General features: G+C 68.6%; 21 protein-coding genes and 2 pseudogenes. 9 read left to right on the top strand and 14 right to left on the bottom strand.

All coding sequences use genetic code 11. The features are described 5' to 3' along the window. Positions 1 to 29: 29 nt before the first annotated feature. Complete coding sequence (locus ACLJO0_RS24175) at positions 30 to 656, bottom strand: TetR/AcrR family transcriptional regulator (RefSeq protein ID WP_410580638.1); 627 nt, start codon at positions 654 to 656, stop codon at positions 30 to 32. A gap of 100 nt (positions 657 to 756) precedes the next feature. Between ACLJO0_RS24175 and ACLJO0_RS24170 the strand changes: the two genes are divergently transcribed. Both ACLJO0_RS24170 and ACLJO0_RS24165 read left to right on the top strand, forming a co-directional pair. Continuing rightward, positions 757 to 1,500, top strand: coding sequence for an SDR family NAD(P)-dependent oxidoreductase (locus tag ACLJO0_RS24170; RefSeq protein WP_410580637.1), 744 nt, complete (start codon positions 757 to 759; stop codon positions 1,498 to 1,500). 175 nt (positions 1,501 to 1,675) lie between these two features. Further along, a complete protein-coding gene (locus ACLJO0_RS24165; protein ID WP_410580636.1) occupies positions 1,676 to 2,872 on the top strand; it encodes an LCP family protein in 1,197 nt (398 codons plus the stop codon). Positions 2,873 to 2,938: 66 nt separating this feature from the next. Here the strand turns inward: ACLJO0_RS24165 and ACLJO0_RS24160 are convergent. Continuing rightward, positions 2,939 to 3,155 (bottom strand): annotated as a pseudogene (locus ACLJO0_RS24160) (HNH endonuclease); the annotation flags it as partial. Positions 3,156 to 3,393: 238 nt separating this feature from the next. Continuing rightward, a pseudogene (locus ACLJO0_RS24155) lies at positions 3,394 to 3,558 on the bottom strand (HNH endonuclease); the annotation flags it as partial. Between the two features lie 194 nt (positions 3,559 to 3,752). On the opposite strand from ACLJO0_RS24155, the gene ACLJO0_RS24150 reads away from it, so the two are divergent. Beyond that, complete coding sequence (locus ACLJO0_RS24150) at positions 3,753 to 5,066, top strand: neutral zinc metallopeptidase (RefSeq protein WP_410580635.1); 1,314 nt, start codon at positions 3,753 to 3,755, stop codon at positions 5,064 to 5,066. Positions 5,067 to 5,135: 69 nt separating this feature from the next. Here ACLJO0_RS24150 and ACLJO0_RS24145 read toward each other — a convergent pair whose 3' ends face one another. From ACLJO0_RS24145 to ACLJO0_RS24100, 10 genes are all read right to left on the bottom strand, one after another. Continuing rightward, a complete protein-coding gene (locus tag ACLJO0_RS24145) occupies positions 5,136 to 6,305 on the bottom strand; it encodes an acyl-CoA dehydrogenase family protein (protein ID WP_410580634.1) in 1,170 nt (389 codons plus the stop codon). Between the two features lies 1 nt (position 6,306). Next, positions 6,307 to 7,245, bottom strand: a complete 939-nt coding sequence (locus ACLJO0_RS24140; protein WP_410580633.1) for a 3-hydroxyacyl-CoA dehydrogenase NAD-binding domain-containing protein — start codon at positions 7,243 to 7,245, stop codon at positions 6,307 to 6,309. Next, positions 7,242 to 7,988: an acetoacetate decarboxylase gene (locus tag ACLJO0_RS24135; RefSeq protein ID WP_410580632.1), complete on the bottom strand. Its 747-nt coding sequence runs from the start codon at positions 7,986 to 7,988 to the stop codon at positions 7,242 to 7,244. The genes ACLJO0_RS24140 and ACLJO0_RS24135 overlap by 4 nt, the downstream gene beginning before the upstream one ends. 1 nt (position 7,989) lies before the next feature. Continuing rightward, positions 7,990 to 8,757: a crotonase/enoyl-CoA hydratase family protein gene (locus tag ACLJO0_RS24130; RefSeq protein WP_410580631.1), complete on the bottom strand. Its 768-nt coding sequence runs from the start codon at positions 8,755 to 8,757 to the stop codon at positions 7,990 to 7,992. A 9-nt stretch (positions 8,758 to 8,766) separates the two neighbouring features. Further along, on the bottom strand, positions 8,767 to 9,924 hold the full coding sequence (locus ACLJO0_RS24125) for a CaiB/BaiF CoA transferase family protein (RefSeq protein WP_410580630.1): 1,158 nt from the start codon (positions 9,922 to 9,924) through the stop codon (positions 8,767 to 8,769). Between the two features lie 219 nt (positions 9,925 to 10,143). Then, positions 10,144 to 11,052: a LysR family transcriptional regulator gene (locus ACLJO0_RS24120; protein ID WP_410580629.1), complete on the bottom strand. Its 909-nt coding sequence runs from the start codon at positions 11,050 to 11,052 to the stop codon at positions 10,144 to 10,146. Positions 11,053 to 11,056: 4 nt separating this feature from the next. Next, positions 11,057 to 12,412, bottom strand: coding sequence for a histidine kinase dimerization/phospho-acceptor domain-containing protein (locus ACLJO0_RS24115; RefSeq protein ID WP_410580628.1), 1,356 nt, complete (start codon positions 12,410 to 12,412; stop codon positions 11,057 to 11,059). Then, positions 12,409 to 13,098, bottom strand: a complete 690-nt coding sequence (locus ACLJO0_RS24110; RefSeq protein WP_410580627.1) for a response regulator — start codon at positions 13,096 to 13,098, stop codon at positions 12,409 to 12,411. The genes ACLJO0_RS24115 and ACLJO0_RS24110 overlap by 4 nt, the downstream gene beginning before the upstream one ends. A 12-nt stretch (positions 13,099 to 13,110) precedes the next feature. Then, positions 13,111 to 13,275: a hypothetical protein gene (locus tag ACLJO0_RS24105; RefSeq protein ID WP_410580626.1), complete on the bottom strand. Its 165-nt coding sequence runs from the start codon at positions 13,273 to 13,275 to the stop codon at positions 13,111 to 13,113. Next, a complete protein-coding gene (locus tag ACLJO0_RS24100) occupies positions 13,272 to 13,640 on the bottom strand; it encodes a hypothetical protein (RefSeq protein WP_125793336.1) in 369 nt (122 codons plus the stop codon). The genes ACLJO0_RS24105 and ACLJO0_RS24100 overlap by 4 nt, the downstream gene beginning before the upstream one ends. Positions 13,641 to 13,713: 73 nt before the next feature. Between ACLJO0_RS24100 and ACLJO0_RS24095 the strand changes: the two genes are divergently transcribed. From ACLJO0_RS24095 to ACLJO0_RS24080, 4 genes are read left to right on the top strand one after another with little or no spacing between them, the layout of a single operon-like run. Continuing rightward, positions 13,714 to 15,507 carry a CocE/NonD family hydrolase gene (locus ACLJO0_RS24095; protein WP_410580625.1) on the top strand — a complete coding sequence of 598 codons (1,794 nt, stop codon included), beginning with the start codon at positions 13,714 to 13,716 and terminating at the stop codon, positions 15,505 to 15,507. 30 nt (positions 15,508 to 15,537) lie between these two features. Continuing rightward, positions 15,538 to 15,975, top strand: a complete 438-nt coding sequence (locus ACLJO0_RS24090; RefSeq protein ID WP_410580624.1) for an SRPBCC family protein — start codon at positions 15,538 to 15,540, stop codon at positions 15,973 to 15,975. A 51-nt stretch (positions 15,976 to 16,026) separates the two neighbouring features. Then, positions 16,027 to 16,608 (top strand): TetR/AcrR family transcriptional regulator, encoded by a 582-nt coding sequence (locus ACLJO0_RS24085; RefSeq protein ID WP_125793976.1) that lies wholly within the window; start codon positions 16,027 to 16,029, stop codon positions 16,606 to 16,608. Positions 16,609 to 16,643: 35 nt separating this feature from the next. Then, positions 16,644 to 17,006 carry a winged helix-turn-helix transcriptional regulator gene (locus tag ACLJO0_RS24080; protein ID WP_005166650.1) on the top strand — a complete coding sequence of 121 codons (363 nt, stop codon included), beginning with the start codon at positions 16,644 to 16,646 and terminating at the stop codon, positions 17,004 to 17,006. On the opposite strand, the gene ACLJO0_RS24075 is transcribed toward ACLJO0_RS24080, so the two are convergent. Then, the gene (locus ACLJO0_RS24075) at positions 16,991 to 17,626 is read right to left on the bottom strand and encodes a TetR/AcrR family transcriptional regulator (protein WP_410580623.1); all 636 of its coding nucleotides are present in this window, start codon (positions 17,624 to 17,626) and stop codon (positions 16,991 to 16,993) included. The genes ACLJO0_RS24080 and ACLJO0_RS24075 overlap by 16 nt on opposite strands. 84 nt (positions 17,627 to 17,710) lie before the next feature. On the opposite strand from ACLJO0_RS24075, the gene ACLJO0_RS24070 reads away from it, so the two are divergent. After that, positions 17,711 to 18,223, top strand: coding sequence for a PH domain-containing protein (locus tag ACLJO0_RS24070; RefSeq protein WP_125793340.1), 513 nt, complete (start codon positions 17,711 to 17,713; stop codon positions 18,221 to 18,223). Beyond that, entirely contained in the window at positions 18,220 to 19,725 is a 1,506-nt protein-coding gene (locus tag ACLJO0_RS24065) for a PH domain-containing protein (protein ID WP_410580622.1), read from the top strand. The genes ACLJO0_RS24070 and ACLJO0_RS24065 overlap by 4 nt, the downstream gene beginning before the upstream one ends. Positions 19,726 to 19,857: the final 132 nt, after the last annotated feature.

Here is a 19,857-nt window from a genome sequence, read left to right as displayed (position 1 = left end):
CCTTCGTGTTCCTGTGGTGCCGGGCGCGGTCAGCGCGCGCGGCCGCCGGGCTCCGGGAGCCCGGCGAGAAGTGTTTCGACGGCTTCGTCCAGCAGATCGAGCGCGGACACCCGGCCGTCCTGCTGGTACCAGAGGATGAGCGCGGCGTTGACCGCGCCGCCGAGCGCGGACAGCAGCAACGTCGGGTAGAGATCGGCCTTGGAGTCCATGTCGACGCGGCGCGCGATCGCCTCGATCGTCTGCTCGGCGGTGTCGTGGTTCATGGCCACCGCTCGCGAATGCAGCGTGGCGTTCTCGTGGATCGCCTTCATCCGGCCGAGCCACTCTTCGCGGTTCTCGTCGATGTGGGCGAATTCCTCCTTCAGCGCATCGACGAAAGCGCGTGGAGCGCTGACTTCCTTCGGTGTGGCGAGGAATCGTTCAATGGTGCGCTGTGACCGCTCGGCGGTGTCGGCGTGCGCGATGACGACAGCGTCCTCTTTGGACGCGAAGTAGTTGAAGAACGTACGCGGTGAGACCCCCGCCGCCGCGCTGATGTCCTCGACCGTCACCTGGTCCAGGCCGCGTTCGGCGACGAGCCGGACGGCGGTGGTCGCCAGCGCGCGGTGGGTTTCCAGCCGCTTGCGCTCGCGGAGACCTTTGACGGGTTCGGGCATGGGCACCACGATACGCCCAAAGATGCAGAGACTGCAAAATTGCAGTTTGTGAACCGTGCCACTGCCGGGCGGCGACGAGCCGCCTGGCAGACTGCTTCTCGTGAGCGGAACGGTGCTGGTACTGGGCGGGCGCAGCGAAATCGGCCTCGCGGTCGCGGAGCGGCTCGCCAAGGGCGGGGCGCGCCGGATCGTGCTGGCCGCGCGACGGAGCGGGGACCTCGGCACGGAGTCCGAGCGGCTGCTGGCCGCGGGAGCGGAGACCGTCGACGTCGCCGAGTTCGACGCCGACGACCTCGCGGGCCACGGTCCGTTCCTCAAGAAGGTCGTCGCCGAGCACGGACCGCTCGATGTCGTCGTCACCGCCTTCGGGATCCTCGGCGACCAGGCGCTCGCCGAGGCCGACGCCGGCCACGCCGTCGCGATCGTGCACACCGACTATGTGGCTCACGTGAGTGTGCTGACGCATGTGGCCAATGTGCTTCGTGAGCAAGGAAGCGGAAGCCTCGTGGTGTTCTCGTCGGTCGCCGGGGTGCGGGTCCGGCGGGCGAACTACGTCTACGGATCGGCGAAAGCGGGCCTCGACGGCTTCGCGAGCGGGTTGGCCGACGCCCTGCACGGCACCGGCGTGCACCTTCTCCTCGTGCGGCCCGGGTTTGTCATCGGCCGGATGACCGAGGGGATGGCGCCCGCGCCGTTCTCGAGCACCCCCGATCAGGTCGCCGACGCGACGGTCGCCGCGCTCCGGAAGCGCCGGGATACGGTGTGGGTCCCGGGACTGCTGAGGCTGGTGTTCGCGGTGATGCGCATGGTGCCGCGCGCGATCTGGCGCCGGATGCCCCGCTGAGAAAGCGCTGCGCGGTCGGTCCGGCACTCGGTGTCGCGACCCGTTGTCTGCTTGATCACTTCGGCTGGTCCGAACGGGCTTTAAGACCTGCTTATGACACGTTTCTCAGGTAATTCCCAGCTAACGCGGTGATCCTCGATCGCGGGGGATCATTCACGGAAGCGGGGAGAAGGTCGTGCTGCTCACGTCGCGAGGACGGCGGATCGGCGGCCGCGTCGCACTGGGCCTGGTGTCGACGGCCGTTCTGGGGGTCACGGGTTTCGCGTGGACGCAGTTGAGCCGTTTGGACGACGCGATCGTCACGGCCGACGTGATCGCGCCCTCCGCGCAGGTGCCCGACGGCCCGGCGGGCGAGCCGCTGAAGGTGGCGCAGAACATCCTGCTCGTCGGAATCGACTCGCGGACCGACTCCAACGGGAATCCGTTGCCGCAGAACGTCCTCGACGCGTTGCACGCCGGCAGCGACGACGACGGCGGCGACACCACCGACACGATGATCGTGGTCCACATCCCGGCAGGCGGAGCGGGCGCGACAGCCATCTCCATCCCGCGCGATTCCTATGTGGACATCGCGGGCGGATTCGGCAAGCACAAGATCAACTCGGCGTACAGCCGCGGCAAGAACGCCGCGATGAACACGCTGCGCGCTCAAGGCTTGAGCGGTCCGCAGCTCGAGGTCAAGGCCAACGAAGCGGGCGCCAAACTCACGATCCAGACGATCGAGCAGTTCACCGGGCTTTCGATCAACCACTACGCGGCGGTGAACCTGGCCGGTTTCTCCGCGTTGAGCGAAGCCGTCGGCGGTGTCGAGGTCTGTCTCAACGCACCGGTGCAGGACAAGTTCTCCGGGGCTTCGTTCCCGGCGGGCAAACAGTTGCTTTCCGGGCCGCAGGCGCTCGCTTTCGTCCGGCAACGGCACGGGCTGCCCAGCGACCTGGACCGCATCGCGCGGCAACAGGCGTTTCTTTCGAGTATGGCCAAGACCGTCCTCGACGCCGGGACGTTCACCGATCCCTCCAGGCTGAGCGCACTGGTCGGCGCGATCCAGGGTTCGGTCGTGCTCGACCGCGGCTGGGATGTGATCGGCTTCGCGCAACAGCTGCGGGGGATGAGCTCGGGGGCGCTGAAGTTCCAGACCATCCCCGTCCAGAGCCTTTCCCTGCCGACGCCGTCCGACGGCGACGCGGTCAAGGTCGACCCGGCCGAGGTGAAGGCGTTCGTGAAGTCCGCGCTGACGTCGACGAGTGCCGCCGCGGTGGGGGAGCCGACCGGTGGGATCGGGATCAAGCCGGTGGCGGCCACGTCTTCGGTCGCCGCTCCGCCTTCGTCGAAGTCTTCCGCGCCGCCCGAGATGGCCGGCTGCGTGAACTGAGCGGTCAGACGGAGCTGCGGGCATGGCGAGGGGCCCGTCGCCGGTGTGGCTGGCGGGCTCCCCGGGTCACATGTGGTGGAGGGTGTTGCGTCGGGGTTTTCGGAGCGGGTCTCGGTGTTGGGGTGGGAATGAACTCCGGTAACCCATCGGCGGCCATCCGTACTTCCCAGTCGCCGTGGTGGATCAGCCGGTGGTGGAAACCGCAGAGCAGCAGGAGGTCTTCATGTTCTCTTGCGGTGGGGGGACTGTGTGGATTTTGGTGCGTTGGATGACCAGAAATCCACACGGTCGTGCGTGATCGGTCCGGTCACGCGGGTTGCTTCGGTCGGGCTTTCTGCTGGAACGGGAAATCTCGGTGGCACCGGCGGTCGCAACTTGAGCGCGTGAAGGGGCCCTTCACGCGGTCCTGGGTACATGAAGGACCCCTTCCTGTACCTAGGCGCAAGGAAGGGGTCCTTCATGTACTTCGAGCTGGGCATGGCGAGGGGCCCGTCGCCGGTGTGGCTGGCGGGCTCCTCGGATCACATGTGGTGGAGGGTGTTGCGCCGGGGTTTTCGGAGCGGATCTCGATATTGGGGCGGGATGAACTCCGGTAACCCATCGGCGGCCATTCGGACTTGCCAATCACCGTGGTGGATCAGCCGGTGGTGGAAACCGCACAGCAGCACCAGATTCCGGAGATCCGAAGAAGCAATTAGTCACCTACTTGCGAACGCCACCCCGAACCCGCCCAAGATTCTTTTGAACCGCGCCGCGCTCTGCTCCGTGTAGAGGACGTCGGAAACCACGGGAGACGGGGGATCGTGCGATGAAGTGCCGGCCTGCCTGGATGATTCTGCTGTGCCTCTGCCTCACCGCTTGCACCGCGACCGTGGGCGGAGTGGCGCAACCGGTGGATCCCACCCTGGTCGCCGGCCTCGAGATCACCGACGGCCCCAGTGGTCTCAAGCCCGGCGTACTCGACGCCGGTCTCCCTGTCGACGGTGGTGACGGCGGGGAGATCGACAGGCTCGCGGCCAACGCGGTCGCCGACGTCCAGCGGTATTGGCGGGAGCATCTGCCCGCGGTGTTCAAGCGCGACTTCCGGCCGCTGGCCACCCTCGTCTCCTACGATTCGGCCGGTCGCGGCCGGAAGATCTGCGGCACCTCGACGGCCGGGTTGGTGAACGCCTTCTACTGTGCCGGGCAGGACGTCGTCGCCTGGGATCGCGGCGAACTGCTGCCGATGCTCAACGACTCCATCGGGCAGGCGGCGGTCATGGCCGTGCTCGCCCACGAGATCGGCCACGCCGTCCAGTTCCGGCTGGGGTTGCCTGCCGCGACGCCGTCGATCGTCAAGGAGCAGCAGGCCGATTGTTACACCGGTTCATATCTCCGCTGGGTCGCCGAAGGAAAATCGCCGATGTTCCAGGTGTCCACCGGACGTGGGCTCAACGAGGTGCTCACGGCGCTGTTCCAGATCCGCGACTCCGCCGGCGTGGCTTTCGACGACGACAGCGCGCACGGCAACGCGTTCGATCGGGTGTCCGCGTTCCAGTTCGGCTTCACCGACGGGCCCGCCCGATGCGCCGAGATCGACGAGCGGGAAGTCGAAGGCCGTAGTACCCAAGGCGCGGCCGACGAGCGGGCGGCGGCGGAGAACGTCCGCCTCGACGACCGTCAGGCCTTGGCCGACCTCACCACCAGTTTGCGGCAGGCTTTCCGCCTCGCGGCCGCCCCGCCGACGCTCACCACCGGAGCGGCCTGCGGCGTGACGGCGGAGGACGCGCTCGCGTCGTACTGCTCGGAGTCCAATCAGATCAACCTCGACCTCGACGGCCTCGTCCGCATCGGCACCCCGCCGCGCAGGGGACGGCAGGGCGGCATCGGTGACTTCGCCGCGTTCGCGGAGGTCGCGTCGCGCTACACGCTCGCGGTCCAGCAGGAGGGCGGCTTCCGGCTCGACGGTCCGGTGGCCGCGCAGCGGACGGCCTGTCTCACCGGCTTCTGGGCGTCGACCATCGTGGACGGTGGGGCGCTCACGTTGTCACCGGGCGACCTCGACGAGGCGATCGCCGAGATGCTGACCCGGAACAGCCTGATCGCGGCGGACGTCCGGGGCCGGACGCTCCCGGCGGGCTTCGCCAGGGTTGCCGCCTTCCGCGACGGCTTTTCCTCCGGAAGCCAAAACACCTGCGGTGACAAATACCGCTAGCAAGTCCGTGAAGGCCTCCTTGAGGGACTCTGGGTCCCTCAAGGAGGCCTTCACGGACAGGCGGTCAGGTCACACGAAGGCGCTCTGGCCGGTGATGGCCTTCCCGACGATCAGCGTGTTCATCTCCCGGGTGCCTTCGAACGAGTAGATCGCCTCGGCGTCGGTGAAGAACCGCATGATGTCGTTGTCCAGCACGATCCCGTTGCCGCCGAAGATCTCCCGGCCCCAGGCGACGACCTCACGCATCCGCGAGGTCACGAACGCCTTCGCCAGCGACGAGTGCTCGTCCTTGAAGATCCCGGCGTCCTGCAACCGGGCGAGCTGCACCAGCATGCCCCACGAAGCGGTGATGTTGCCGAGGCTCTTCACGAGCAGGTCCTGCACCAGCTGGAACCGCGCGATCGGACGGCCGAACTGCTGGCGCTCCTTGGCGTAGTCCAGCGCGAGTTCGTAGGCGCCGATCATCACGCCCAGCGCCTGCCAAGCCACACCGCCGCGGGTCGCGCGCAGGATCTCGGCGACGTTGCGGAACGAGTCGATGCCCTGCAGCCGGTTGGCCTCCGGCACCCGGACGTCGGTCAGGGTGATCTCCGCGTTCTCCACGATCCGGAAGGCGAACTTGTTCTCGATCTTGACCGGGACGAATCCGGGCGAGTCCTTCTCGACGACGAAACCCTTGACGTGGTTGTCTTCCTCGTCGCGGGCCCACACGATGACCAGGTCGGCGAAGGTCGCGTTGCCGATCCATTTCTTGGCACCGTTGAGGATCCAGGTGTCGCCCTCACGGCGCGCCGTCGTCCGCATGCCGCCCGCGACGTCGGATCCGCCGAGCGGCTCGGTCATCGCGAAGGCGCCGATCTTGTCCATCGCCGCCATCGGCGGGAGCCAGCGGTCGCGCTGTTCCTGGTCGCCGCCCGAGTAGATGCTGTACATCGCGAGTCCGTTGTGGACGCCGAAGAAGGTCGCCACCGACGGGTCCGTGCGGGTCATCTCCATCGCCATCATGCCGCTGAGCAGGTGGCTGGTGGCCGGAAGGTGTTCGCCGTAGCCCTCGTAGGGCAACCCGGCGACACCGAGTTCGCGGAACTTGCCGACGAGTTCGTGCGGGAACTCGCCCTTGGCCCAGTATTCGTTCACCAGCGGCTCGACCTCGGTGCGCATGAAGTCACGCGTCTTGAGCAGCAGCTTGCGCTCCTCCTCCGGCAGCAGGTCCTCGTAGTCGTAGAAGTCGGCGGTCATTTCAGTTCTCCTCCTTGCGATTACGGCCGGCACTGTCCAAAGCGGACAGCACCGCGAGTTGCTTGCGGTCGCGCGCCTCGGCGAGTTCCGAGTACGTGGAGGAGCCGTAAGCGGATTCCACGGCTTCGATGAGCCGTTCCTGTTCTTCGGGGTTCTGCGAGGGCTGACCGAGGCCCGCCCACATCTTCTTCATCGACTTGCCGATGTGCTCGGCCATGTGCCGGTAGCCGCCGGGGCCACCGCCCAGATGCGAGCCGAGGAACGGACCGACGGTGGACCAGCGGATGCCGAGCGAATTCGTCATCACCGCGTCCAGTTCGGACGGTGACACCACGCCCTGTTCCACCAGGTAGATCGCCTCGCGGCTCAGCGCGTTCTGCAGCCGGTTGCCGACGAAGCCGGGGATCTCCTTGCGTTCCACCACCGGGGTGCGGCCGGTGAACCGGTAGAACTCGACGGCGCGGTCCACCGACTCGGCGCTGGTGCGCTCACCGGGTACGACCTCGACCAGCGGGATCAGGTGCGGCGGGTTGAACGGGTGTCCGATCAGGACTCGCGAAGCGTCGTCCAGCTCCGAAGCGAAAGCCGTCGAGGGGATCGCGGAAGACGAGCTGAGAAGGAGCGCGTGAGACGGTGCCTCGCGGACCAAGGTCGCGAACAGCTCCTTCTTGAACTCGACGTTCTCGGGTCCGTTCTCCTGCACGACATCCGCGTTCCGGACGGCTTCGGAGACGTCAGCGGCGAGGTGGACGCGAGGGGCGAGGTCCGCGGCGTCCCGGCCGAGATGCGGGGCGAACGTCTCCAGCGCGCCGGCGACGGCGTCGGCGAGATCCGGCCGCGGATCCGAAACCCAGACCTCCATGTCGTGCGCGGCGAACAACGCCGTCCACGACAGGCCGATGGTGCCCGCGCCGATCACCGCGGCGTTCCGGAAGGTCATGACCGTGCTCCCTTCAAGTAGTCGAAGACCGGCTTGACCGGGGCGAGTGTCAGGTCGGTGAGGATGTGGCTCGCCGAAACGACCTCCAGCACCGGGAGATCGGCGAGCGGGGCCAGCACGTGCTGGAACAGTTGCAACCGCGCCGGCCCGGTCCACGCTTCCTTGACCACCACGTCGGTGATCTCGGTGCGCACCAGTTCGAAGACCCGGGGCGAACCGTCGTAGTCCGGGATGGTCTTGAGCATGAACGTCGGCACGGTGATCTGCGCTTCGGCCTCGTGGACGTCCAGCCGGTGGTGCTTGTAGCCCATGGTCGCGGTCGCGACCCGCTGGCTGCCGTGGTCGAGCGTCCCGACGAGCGCGCCGTTCTCGGCGAACAACCTCGGCGATCCGATGGTCTTCGGGTAGGCGCTGATCTCCCGGCCGGACGCGGTGGCCGGGAAGTTGTCGAGGTACATCGCGTGCAGGTACTCGCCACGCTCACCCTCGAAGCTCACCGGGATCGCCTGCCCGGACTCGGTGTAGGGCCCGTAACCGCTGACGTCGCCCATCTTCATCACCTCGAACCGCACCAGCGGCTCGTCGATCTCCAGCGGCTCCGGCACGACGGCGCGCAGGGCGTCGGCGTCGGTGCGGTAGACGATGTTCAGGTACTCGCGATTCGTGAACCGGGGCACCACCGGCGCGTACGCCGGGTTCGTGAGCGGCGTGGTCACATGCCGGAGGACTTCTTGCTGCTTCATCTCACTCACCTGTCCACTGTGGAGCGCGACGTTCGGCGAAGGCCTGCATGCCCTCGCGGACGTCGGCCGACTTCATCAGCGCCGGAAGCTCCGCACGCTGGGTGGCAAACGCTTGCGCGTCGGGGACTCCGTCGGCGGCGCGGACGATCTTCTTGACCAGGGCCAGCGCCAGGGGAGCGTTGGCGGTGACCTGTTCGGCCAGTTGCAGGGCGACCGCGGCGGCCTCGCCACTCGGGACGACCCGGTTCACCAGGCCGAGGCTTCCGGCGCGTTCGGCGCCGATCGGTTCGCCGGTGAGCAGGAACTCAATCGCCAGGTGGTGCGGGATCCGCTTCGGCAACCGGATCACGCCACCTCCGGCGGCGATCAGCCCGCGTTTCACCTCGGGCAGCCCGAACTTGGCGTCTTCGGCGGCGACGATCAGGTCGCAGCCCAGCGCCAGTTCGAATCCGCCGCCCATCGCCCAGCCTTCGACCGCCGCGATCAGCGGCTTCGGCAGTTCGGCCTCGGTCAGCCCGCCGAACCCGCGGCCGGGGGACTCGGGCGACTCGCCTTTCAGCGCCGCCTTGAGGTCCATGCCGGCACTGAACGAACCGTCCGCGCCGGTCAGGACTCCGGCCCGCAGGCCCGGATCGGTTTCCAGGAGGTCGAGTGCTTCGGCCAGACCGGCGGCGACGGCGGCGTTCACCGCGTTGCGGGCTTGCGGCCGGTCGATCGTGATCAGCAGCGTGGCGCCGACCCGCTCGGTCCGTACTTCGTTGGTGCTCATGGTTCTTCCTCAGCGAGTGGTGGCGAGTTCACGCAGGACGTCTTCGGTGTCCTGGCCAGGCAGGGGAGCCAGGCGGCGCACGGAACCCGGCGTGGCGGAGAACTTCACCGGAATGCCGATGGTGCGGATCGCGCCCTCGCTCGGGTGCTCGACGACGTCGAGCAGGTGACCGTCGCGGACGTAGTCGTCGTCCTGCGCGGTGTCCAGTTCCAGGACCGGGGCCATCGGGATGCTGTGCTTCGCGCAGACCTCGGTCCACTCTCCGGTGGTCAGCGCCGGGGCGCAGTCCGCGATCATCCCGGCCAGCGCTTCGTGGTCGGCGCCGTCGATGGCGTCGCCGTTGACCCGGGGATCCTCGGCCAGTTCCGGCCGCCCGGCGGCGTGGAAGAAGTCGCGGAAGTTCTGCGGGTTGTAGGGGATCACGCAGGCCATCCCGTCCTTGGTGTGCACGGCCTGGTGGCCGGGGTTCAGCGACGGGCCGAAGCCGGTCGGGCTCTCCGCGGGCTCGAACACGTGCCCGGCCAGGTGCTCGACCAGGTTGAACGCGATCAGCGTGTCGGTCATCGGGATCTCGACGCGCTGGCCCTCGCCGGTCCGGTCGCGGTGCACCAGCGCGGCGAGCACGGTGTACGCGATGGTCAAGGAGGACACCTTGTCGCCGATGATCGTCGGCAGGTACACCGGCCTGCCCAGGGCGCGGTTCGCGACGTCGACCAGACCGGACGACGCCTGCACGGTCTCGTCGTAGGCGGCGTGGCCCGCGCGGTCGGAGTCGCTGCGGAAACCCTGCGCGTGGGCGTAGACCAGGCCGGGGTTGCGCGCGGCGACGTCGGCGTAGTTCATGCCGAGCCTGCTCAGCGCGCCGGGACGCATGTTGGTGATCAGTACGTCGGCGGTGTCGATCAGCTTGAGCGCCTGCTCGCGCTGCTCCTCGTCCTTGAGGTTGAGGGAGACGCTGCGCTTGTTGCGGTTCACGTTCAGGTTGAGCGGCGTCATTCCCGGTGTCGTGCGGAACTTACCGACCCGGACGGTGTCGGCCGGGGACTCGATCTTGATCACGTCGGCACCGAGGTCGCCGAGGATCTGCGCGGCATACGGGCCCATGACCACCGTCGAGAGGTCGATCACGCGAACACCGTCCAGCGGTCCGGTAGCGGTTTGTGTCATTTTGCTTCCCTTCGCCGTTGTTCGCTCTACAACCGAAGTTAGGCGCGAATAGCGGGAAAGGGAATGATCAAGAAAAGAAGAATGGTATGACCGCAGTGGTCATACCATTCTTGGGGTACATGAAGGACCCCTTCCTGTACCTAGGCGCAAGGATGGGGTCCTTCATGTACTTGGGGATGCCGTGAGGGGCCGCCGCCGGTGCCGAGGTCGTGAGTGGCGTCAGGTCGAAAGCGGTTCGGCGAAGATCTCGCGGGCCGCCTCGACCAGTCCGGCGAGGTCGCCCTCCGCGGCGCGGTCGCGGCGCCACACCAACGCGGTTTCCAGCCGAGGACGGAAATCCGAGAACGGGAGGATGGTGGCGCCGTCGACGAGGAACAGATGCATCGGGCTGGCCGGGTCGAGCATCGTGATCGAAAACGAGGAACCGTTCGCCACCAATTCGGAAATGCCCGAATATTCGGTTCCGCCGACTTTGAGCCTTTTCTTGATGCCCGCCTTCGACAACGTGTGGTCCATATCGTCCGAATAGGCCGGAATGCTTTCCGAGGCGGACGGGATGTAGGACAGATCACTCAATTCGGCGATGGTGACGGTCTCCCGCCCGGCGAACCGGTCGGCCGGGACGACGGCGCCGAGCCGCTCCACCTGCACCGGGACGATCTCCAGCGCGGGATCGGCGACCGGCATCCGGACCAGCGACAACGCCAGTTTGCCTTCGTGCACTGCGGCGACCAGATCGGGTGTCGTCCCCGGCCAGCGTTTGAGTTCGAAGCGGTCGTGGCTGCGCTCTTCGAGCTGTTTGACGCGTTCGCGCAAGGCCGGGTGCACACCGGCGGGCATGCCGATGAACACGGTGCTCCGCCGCGGTTTCACCGCTTCCTGAAGTCGCCAGGGGATCGCGTTGACCTGTTCGAGGACGTCCCGCGCGATGGGCAGCAGCGCGGAGCCCGCCGCGGTGAGGGTGACGTGATGCGTGCTGCGGTCGAACAGCCGGTGGCCGAGTTCGTGTTCGAGATCCTTGATGCGCTGGCTCAGCGGGGAGGCGGCCATATGCAGCCTGCGGGCCGCCTGGGAGAAGTTCAGTTCCTCGGCGACGGCCACGAAGTACCGCAGGTGCAACATCTCCACTCGTTCACCCTAGCCGCAGCGCCACGGTGAACGCGGCTCCGCCTTCCGGAGCCGGACCCGCCGTCAGCGTTCCGCCCATCCGGGTGACCAGGCCGTACGCCAGCGCGAGCCCGATCCCCGAACCGACCGGGCGGCTGTCGCGGTACCGCCGGTTCAGCACGCCGCGGTCGAACGCGACCGGATAGTCCTCCGGCGCCAGCCCGGGGCCGCCGTCGCGCACCGCCAGCCAGGCCTGTCCCTCGGCGGTCACCAGGGAGAACACGATCGGCGCGCCCGCCGGGGTCACGCGCAGCGCGTTCTCGGCCAGCCCGTCGACGACCTGCCGAAGCCGTCGCGGATCGGCGATGACCGGGACCTCACCGGCGGGCCGTTCGACCAGCAGCGTGACGTCCTGCCGTTCGCACCGCAGCCGCCAGACGTCGGCGCATTCGCCGACCAGCGTGGCGAGATCGAGCCGGGCCGGGTCGAGGCGGAACTCGTCGGCGCCGAGCCTCGCCAGCTCCAGCAGGTCGCTGACCAGACGTTCCAGTCGCACGGCCTCCCGATGGATGGTCTGCCCGGCGCGGCGCGCGTCCTCGCCTTCGGCCACGCCGTCGCCGATCGCCTCGGCGAATCCGGTGACCGCGGTCAGCGGCGTCCGCAGTTCGTGCGAAACCGAAAGCAGGAACTCGCGTTGCCGCGCCTCGCTGTACTGCAGGGCGTCGGCCAGTTCGTTGACCGATTGCGCCACGTCCGCGACCTCGGACGGGCCTTCGACCGGAACGCGCAGGTCACGGCGTCCGGACCGCATCCCGTTCGCCACCGACGCGGCCCGGCGCAGCGGCCGCGACAGCATCCGGCTCAGCACCAGCCCCGCCACCGCGGCGACCGCCAGCCCGGCGCCGAGCGCGAGCACGATGTTGCGCACCAGCAGCCGTCCGCGCGCCTCGCCGATCTTCGTCGACTGGACGAGCGCGAACGCGGCGCCCTTCGCGCCCACGGTGCGGACTTCGACGAGGTACTGCCGTCCTTCGACGAGCACCGTGTCCGAGCCGACGCGTGTCAATCCCGCTTTCGAAGCGGCGATCGCCGCGACCGTCCCGGCACCGTCGAGTGTCCCGTTCGGACGGCGGACGACCACGTCGATCCCTTGCCCGCGAACGACTTCCGCGACCTTGCCGACGGCGAGCCGATTGCCGATCCCGGTCTCGTCGAGCTGGCTCGCGACCACATCGGCCTGCGCCGAGAGCGACTGCCGGAGCACCTCGACCCCGGCGGTGCGGACGAGCCGCGCCGCGACCAGGCCGGCCACCACCACCGCGACCGCGGCGATCGCGAGGCACACCACGGTGATCCGCAGCGCGAGCGACGTCCGTTTCATCCGGCGTCCGCCGCGTAACCGATGCCGCGGACCGTCCTGATCGGACTGTGGGCACCCAGTTTCCCGCGCAGCTGGGCGATGTGGACGTCGACGGTCCGCGTGCCAGCCGACGCCGCGTAACCCCAGACCGAGCTGAGCAGTTGCTCGCGGCTGAACACCTGACCGGGCCGTCGCACCAGATGGGTGAGCAGCTCGAATTCGGTCGAGGTCAGTGCGATCTCGGTGTCGGCCGCCCAGACGCGGCGCTGGGTGACGTCGACGCGGACGCCGCCGGCCGTGTAGGTCTCGGCCGGTGACGGCGCTCCGGCGGCGCGGCGCAGGACGGTGCGGACCCTGGCCGAGAGTTCACGCGGGCTGAACGGTTTCGTCAGGTAGTCGTCCGCGCCGATCTCCAGGCCCAGCAAGCGATCCAGTTCGTCGTCGCGGGCCGTCACGAACAACACTGGCGTCCAGTCGCCGTCCGCGCGCAGGGTCCGGCAGATCTCGATACCGTCCATTCCGGACAGTCCGATGTCGAGGACGATCGCGACCGGGCGGAGCCGCCGGATCGTGGCCAGTGCGGCGCCGCCGTCCGCCTCCACGTGCACGCCGAACCCGTCCCGCCGCAGGTACAGCGAAGCGAGTTCGGCGATCGCGGGGTCGTCCTCGACGACCAGTACCAGCCCGCGTCCCGGTTGCGTCGTCACCGGCCGATCCTGTCACGGGGCAGGGTCGCCTGCCATGTCCTGCTCGATCGCGTCGAGGGTCCGCTGGACGTCGCTCAGCTCACCCGGCGCCGGGCTCGAAGCAGGCTTTTCCTCGGTGCAGGCGGCCGCGCCGAACAGCGCGAACGCGGCGAGGGACGCGGCGAGGAGCCGCTTCACTTGCCCGCCTTGCAGTGCGCGCCCGTGAACGCGTCCAGCTTCTGCTTCGCCGCGGCGAGTTCGGGAAGCCGTCCGCCGCGGGTGTCGGCCCGCTTCTGGAGCCTGTCGGCGGTGTCGTTGTGGCCCTTCTTGCGCTGGTTCTCGGCCCTGGCCTTGAGATTCGCCACGGAACCGCGGATCTCGGGGCCACCGTTGATGCGTTCGGTGAGCTTCGCGGTGCGCTGGGTGAGCTTGGGCAGCCATTCGGCGCACAGTTGCTGCGACTCTTCGGGGCTCAGGGTGATCGGGGCCTGTGCCGAGGCGGCGGGGGCGAGGGCGACGAGGCCGGCCGCGGTCAGGCAGACGGCGATGGTGTGTTTCAGCATGCGAAGAGCGTCGCGCGGCCGGATACGAGAATTGTGGGGACGATGTTCGGGTTTTGTAAGCGATACTCGGTCGATGGGGCTCAAGAGTGTGACCGCCACCGTCGTGGCGATGCTGCTGCTCACCGCCGCACCCGCGATCGCGACGCCCGCGTTCGTCCTGCGGGACGGCGTCAGTGAGCCGGTGTTCTCCTACGAGAAGGCCATCCGGGAGACCGCCTGGGTGGAGACCGGCCAGGACCTCGACCGCGACGGGCAAGCCGACCGCGTCGCCGCCGACATCATCCGTCCGGCCGAACCGGCCGCGCGCGGGCACCGCGTTCCGGTGATCATGGACGTCAGCCCGTACTTCGAAAAGATCGGCCGCGGCAACGAGCGCCAGCCGAAGACGTACCTTCCCGACGGCACGCCCTCGCAGTTCCCGCTCTTCTACGACAACTACTTCGTCCCGCGCGGGTACGCCGTCGTGCTGGTCGACGTCGGGGGCACCAATCGCTCGTCCGGGTGCTTCGACGACGTCGCGTCCGGCAACGGCGTCGTGAACTGGCTCAACGGGCGCGCGAACGCGTTCCGCACGCCGTTCGGGCCCGAGCGGGTCCGCGCGGGCTGGGCGAACGGGTCGGTCGGCGCGATCGGGAAGTCGCAGGACGGGGCGACGGCGATCGGGATGGCGGCGTCCGGGATCGAGGGCCTGAAGACCATCGTGCCGATCGCCGGGGTCAGTTCCTACTACGAGGTCCACAACGCGGACGGCGCCTGGTTCGGCTGGGCGGGCGGTCCTGGTTTCTACAACGAGCGTGCCAAGAAGCTCTGCCGTCCGTTCGACGAGGAGAACGCCCGGCGCGCGGGGACGGCCGGGAACTTCAACGAGTACTGGCGCGGGCTCGACTACGTCGCGAAGACCGGCAAGGTGCGCGCGAGCGTTTTCGCGTCGATGGGCTTCCAGGACGTCAACGTCAACCCGATCCAGTTCGGGCCATGGTGGGAGGCCCTGAACGCGTATGGCGTGCCGCGCAAGGCGTGGCTGCACCAGGCGGCGCACGTCGACCCGTTCGACCTCGACCGGTCGCTGTTCGTGAAGACCCTGCACCGCTGGTTCGACCGGTGGCTGCTCGGCGTCCGCAACGGCGTCGAGACCGAACCCGCGATCCGGATCGAGCACACGCCGGACCGCTGGACGGACGAACGCCGCTGGCCGCTCACCACGAAGTCGCGCGAGTTGTGGCCTTCGGCGTCGGGCGGGCTGACGAGCCGCCCGGGAAGCGGGGCGGCTTCGGTGACCGACGACCCGGCGCGCGGGGCGTCGCAGTGGGTCGAGAACCCGTCGCAAGCCCGCCCGGAGCGTCTGGTCTTCACCGGTGAGCCGGTGCGCACCGAAACGCGGATCGCCGGGACCGCCACCGTGACGGTGACCGCCCGTTCGGACAAGCCGAGCGCGCGGCTCGGCGCGGTGCTGGTCGACTACGGTCCCTCGACCGTCCGATACACGAAGTTCCCCGCGCTGGGCATCAAGAACTCGGAGACCCGCTCCTGCTGGGGCGCGGGTACCGCCGCGGACACCGGGTGCTTCCTCGACACCGTCGCGGATCTGACCACTGTGGACAAACGGATCGTGGCCACCGGCTGGGCCGACCTCGGCCACCACCGGTCACTGTGGCGGGGCGAACCGCTCGTACCGGGCAAGGCGTACACGATGACGTTCCGGCTGAGCAGCCTCGACCACGTCGTGCCGGCGGGGCATCGGCTCGCGCTCGTACTGGGCGGGACCGACGGGGACATGTTCGCACCGGCGCTGCCCGCGACCGGTGCCAAGGTGACCTTCGAGCTGGGCGGGACTTCGCTGTCGGTGCCGGTCGTCACCCGCAATTAGTCACCTGCTTGCGAGAGAGAAGGAGCACGTATGGCGAAAATCCAGCGCATATCCGTCCACGGCCACACGAGCGCGAGCCCCGAAGCGGTCTACGCACTGCTCGAAGACCGCGAGCGCTGGCCCGACTGGTCACCCATGGGGTCGTTCCGCCTGCTCGAAAAGGGTGACGAGAACGGTCTCGGCGCCGTCGGCGTCTTCAGCACCAATGGCGTCAACAGCTGTGAAGAGGTCATCGCGCTCGAACCAGGCAAGCGCTTCGGCTACACCCTCAAGAAGGGGCTCCCGCTGCGCGATTACCGCGCCTACGTCGACCTCGCCCCCGGACGGAACGGCACCGACGTCCACTGGCATTCCACGTTCACCGCGAAGATCCCCGGCACCGGCTGGTTCTATCGCCGGTTCCTCGGCCACTTCCTGGGGCGCATGGTCGAGAGCCTCGTGGCGCGCGCCTCGCGCGGCGCACCATAAAGTAGGCGCATGGCCGCACCACGACGCACGCAGGAGGAACGCAGCGCCGCGATGCGCGTCAGGCTGCTCGACGCCACGATCGACTGCCTCGTCGAGTACGGCTACGCGGGCACCACGACCACCCGCGTCGCCGATCGCGCCGGGGTGACCCGCGGCGCGCAGGTGCATCACTTCCCGACCAAGACCGACCTCGTCACCTCCGCGATCCGGCATCTCGCGGCCAGGCGCACCGAGGTCGCGATGGCGGAGATCGACCGGCTCAAGGCGTCGTCCGACCCGGTCGGCGACGCGTTGCAGCTGATGTGGGAGATGCATCAGGGGCCGGTGTTCTCGGCGACCGTGGAGCTGTGGGTGGCGTCGCGAACCGACGCGGAACTGCGCGCCCAGATGGCCGTGGTCGAGCCGATCGCGACCAGCAGCCTGGTCGAGTTCGGCAAGGCGCTGCTGCCGGACCACGCGGCGCATCCGGAGTTCCTGCACGCGGTGTACACGGCGATGGACGTCGTCCGCGGCATCCTCATCGCCAGCTGGGCGACCCGCGACCAGACCGAACTGGAGGCACGGTGGGAGCGCGGCCGCCGTCATCTGATCCTGCTGTTCGAGGCGCTGATGCAGCCCGCCCCCTCTCACTAGGCGTGTTACTCTCCCGGGGAGAGTGAGGAGGTCACGTGCTCGGAAACCCGTACGACCCCGACTGCCCCACCCGCGCGCTGCTCGACCGCATCGGCGATCAGTGGACCGTGCTGATCGTCGGCGTGCTCGGTGACGGCCCGCTCCGGTTCACCGAGATCGGCAAACGCGTGCGCGGCATCTCGCAGAAGGTCCTCACCCAGACGCTGCGCAGCCTCGTCCGCGACGGCATCCTGACGCGCACCGCGTACCCGGAGATCCCTCCGCACGTCGAGTACGAGCTGACGGAGCTGGGGCGCAACCTCGCCGAACCGCTCGACATGCTCGACAAGTGGGCGCGCGTCCACATGGGCGAAGTGCTCGACGCGCGCAAGAGCTACGACGGTCAGCTCACCGCCTGACCGGCATCGGGAGCCGAGCCGAACAGCCGGTCGAGGTAGTAGTCCACAGTGGACAGTGCCTCGTCCGGGGTGCGGTGCTTCATCACGATGTTGGTGCCCTGCGAATCGGCGAGCGCCCAGAGGATCGCGGACTCCTGCATCGGGTCGGCGGACTTGTCGACATCGCCCGCCTCCTGTCCCTGCCGGATCAGGAGGGCGAGCAGGTCGAACAACTGAGGGACGCCGTCGGTGAACGCGGCCGCGAAGGCGGGATCCGAGATCGCCCGGATGAAGAACGCGACGCCCATCAGCCAGTCGCCGCGCCTGCGCTCGTCGAGCGGCAGGATCTCGGTCAAGATCGCGCGGATGATGGCCTTCGGCGTCGACGGCAGTTCGCCGGCTTCCAGCTGGGCTTTGATGCGCGCTTCGTACACGTGTGAGCGGCGTTCGACGGCGAACAGCAGCATCTCGTCCTTGGTCTTGAAATAGTGCTGTACCAAGCCCATCGACATGCCCGCTTCGGCGGCGACGTGCCGGAGGCTGACTCCCTCGAGGCCTCGTGTGGCCGTCAGCCGCGTCAGCGCCTCGGCGATCTCCGCCCGCCGCGCGGCGTGATCCACCTGCTTCGGCACCTTCACCATCCGTTCCGCTGTTTGCAATGCGATCGCATTGCCACTACGGTCACATGCTATTACGATGCGATCGCATTGTAAACGATCTCGGGGGTGAACTCGGTGGAAGCCGAACGGGGGAAGGTGCGGTTGAGGCCGCCGCGGAACGCGCTGGATCAGCGGGTCGTCGGCTGGTGGCGGCTGCAGGGAACGCTTTTCTGGGGTACGCCGGTGCTGGTACTGGTGGTGCTCGGGCTGCTCATCACGCCCGCGCGGTTCTGGCTGCTGACACCGGCGGCGGTGTTCGCGGTGCTGGGGCTGGTGTGGGTGATCGCGATGCCGCTGTGGTGGTTCAAGGTGCATCGCTGGGAAGTCACGGAGACGGCGGTGTACGCGCGCTCCGGGTTCTTCTGGCAGGAGTGGCGGGTCGCGCCGATGTCGCGGATCCAGACCGTGGACACCCTGCGCGGGCCGTTGCAGCAGGTGTTCAAGCTCGCGACCGTCACGGTCACCACGGCCTCGGCGCGGGGCGCGGTCAAGATCCGCGGGCTCGACCACGAACTGGCCGCGAGCCTGGCGGAGCAGCTCACCGAAACGACGCAGGCGACGCCAGGGGACGCGACATGACCTCGGGCGAGTTCGAAGGCTGGAGCACCCTCGACAAACGCACGCTCGCCGTCACCGCGCTGATGATGACCGGCGTGGCCGTCGGTGCCGCGATCCCGACCACGCTCGCGATCGTGGGCGGCGGCGCGAGGCTGTGGGTCGCCCTCGCCTGGGTCGTCGCCGGCGGGGTGATCATCATCGGCGGCGGCGTGCTGGCGGAGCTGTTCTACTGGAAAGGGGTGCGGTACCGGCTCACGCCGGACCGGCTGGAGACGGCGTTCACCCTGGTCTTCCGCTCGCGGAAATCCCTGCAGCGCGAACGGATCCGCAACGTCGACCTGACGGCCAACCCGCTGCACCGCCTGTTCGGCGTCGCGGTGGTGACCATCGGCACCGGCTCGCACGAATCGGGCGGACAGGGCCGGATCAAGCTCAACCCCGTCTCGCGCGCCGAGGCCGAGCGGCTGCGCGCGGACCTGTTGCGCCGCGCGGAAATCACGGAGGCCGACGAGGACGCGCCGCTCGCCGAACTGGACCGGGGCTGGATCCGCTACGCGCCGATGTCGTTCCTCACGCCGACCCTGGGGCTCGCCGCGGGCGGTGGCCTCATGCAGATCTCCGAATGGGCGGGCCTGCAGAAAGGTCTGATCGACTGGGTGATCGGCCTGTTCCGCGGGATCCCGCTGGTGGCGGCGATCCTGATCCTGCTGGCGATCGCGATGGTCGTCGGCGTGGTCGGCGCGCTGGGCCTGTGGATCGAGATGTGGTGGAACTACCGGCTCGACCGCGAAGCCGGCGGCACACTGCGGGTGCGCCGCGGGCTGTTCACCACCCGCTCGATCTCGATCGAGGAACGCCGGATGCGCGGCATCGACCTCGTCGAGCCACTCGGGAACCGGATCTCCGGCGCGGCGCGCGTCGACGCGATCGCCACCGGCATGCGGCAGAGCGACGACAAGGACAAGACCGACTACCACACGCTCCTGCCCGCCGCGCCCGTCGCGATCGCCAACCGGGTCGCCGCGACGGTGCTGCGTGAACCCGTCTCGCCGACCGAAGCCGTCCGGCTCAACGGACATCCGCGCGCCGCGCGGGGACGGCTGCTGCGCTGGTGGATCGGTTCGGTGGTGGCCCTGCTGGCGATCTTCGCGATCCTCGGCCTCCTGCTGACCGACGTCCTGCTGGTGATCGGCGGCGCCCTCGGTGTCGTGCTGCTGCCGGTTTCGGTGCTGCTGGCGCTGGACGCCTACCGCAACCTCGGACACGGGATCACCGGGCGCTACCTCGTCGGACGGCACGGGACGGTGCGGCGGAGCACGTTCGCGCTGGAACGCGAAGGCGTGATCGGGTGGACGGTGAAACAGTCGATCTTCCAGCGGCGCAAGGGTTTGCTGACCGTCGTGGCGACCACGGCCGCCGGAGGCGGGGCGTACGCGGTGTACGACGCCGGAGAGGAGCAGGGGCTGCTGTTCGCCGAGGAGTCCGTGCCGGACCTGCTGACGCCTTTCCTGGAACGGGCCTGACGCTTCGCCTTGCGGGACGTGCCAAGGTCCGTGAGGGCCTCCTTCCCTACCCTCAAAGTAGGGAAGGAGGCCCTCACGGACTTCCCGCGCGGCAGGCCGGACACGTCGGCCACCGCCGAAGCGTCCGCTCGC

The organism is Amycolatopsis sp. lyj-108 (genome assembly GCF_046549005.1).
Classification (GTDB): Bacteria; Actinomycetota; Actinomycetes; order Mycobacteriales; family Pseudonocardiaceae; genus Amycolatopsis.
This window is presented reverse-complemented; position numbering and strand designations above follow the sequence as displayed.

Bases quoted from the DNA above. Each gene is read 5' to 3' on its own strand.
- ACLJO0_RS24175 (WP_410580638.1), bottom strand. From the start codon at position 656: ATGCCCGAACCCGTCAAAGGTCTCCGCGAGCGCAAGCGGCTGGAAACC.
- ACLJO0_RS24145 (WP_410580634.1), bottom strand. From the start codon at position 6,305: ATGACCGCCGACTTCTACGACTACGAGGACCTGCTGCCGGAGGAGGAG.
- ACLJO0_RS24140 (WP_410580633.1), bottom strand. From the start codon at position 7,245: ATGACCTTCCGGAACGCCGCGGTGATCGGCGCGGGCACCATCGGCCTG.
- ACLJO0_RS24135 (WP_410580632.1), bottom strand. From the start codon at position 7,988: ATGAAGCAGCAAGAAGTCCTCCGGCATGTGACCACGCCGCTCACGAAC.
- ACLJO0_RS24130 (WP_410580631.1), bottom strand. From the start codon at position 8,757: ATGAGCACCAACGAAGTACGGACCGAGCGGGTCGGCGCCACGCTGCTG.
- ACLJO0_RS24125 (WP_410580630.1), bottom strand. From the start codon at position 9,924: ATGACACAAACCGCTACCGGACCGCTGGACGGTGTTCGCGTGATCGAC.
- ACLJO0_RS24115 (WP_410580628.1), bottom strand. From the start codon at position 12,412: ATGAAACGGACGTCGCTCGCGCTGCGGATCACCGTGGTGTGCCTCGCG.
- ACLJO0_RS24100 (WP_125793336.1), bottom strand. From the start codon at position 13,640: ATGCTGAAACACACCATCGCCGTCTGCCTGACCGCGGCCGGCCTCGTC.
- ACLJO0_RS24095 (WP_410580625.1), top strand. From the start codon at position 13,714: ATGGGGCTCAAGAGTGTGACCGCCACCGTCGTGGCGATGCTGCTGCTC.
- ACLJO0_RS24090 (WP_410580624.1), top strand. From the start codon at position 15,538: ATGGCGAAAATCCAGCGCATATCCGTCCACGGCCACACGAGCGCGAGC.
- ACLJO0_RS24085 (WP_125793976.1), top strand. From the start codon at position 16,027: ATGCGCGTCAGGCTGCTCGACGCCACGATCGACTGCCTCGTCGAGTAC.
- ACLJO0_RS24075 (WP_410580623.1), bottom strand. From the start codon at position 17,626: ATGGTGAAGGTGCCGAAGCAGGTGGATCACGCCGCGCGGCGGGCGGAG.
- ACLJO0_RS24065 (WP_410580622.1), top strand. From the start codon at position 18,220: ATGACCTCGGGCGAGTTCGAAGGCTGGAGCACCCTCGACAAACGCACG.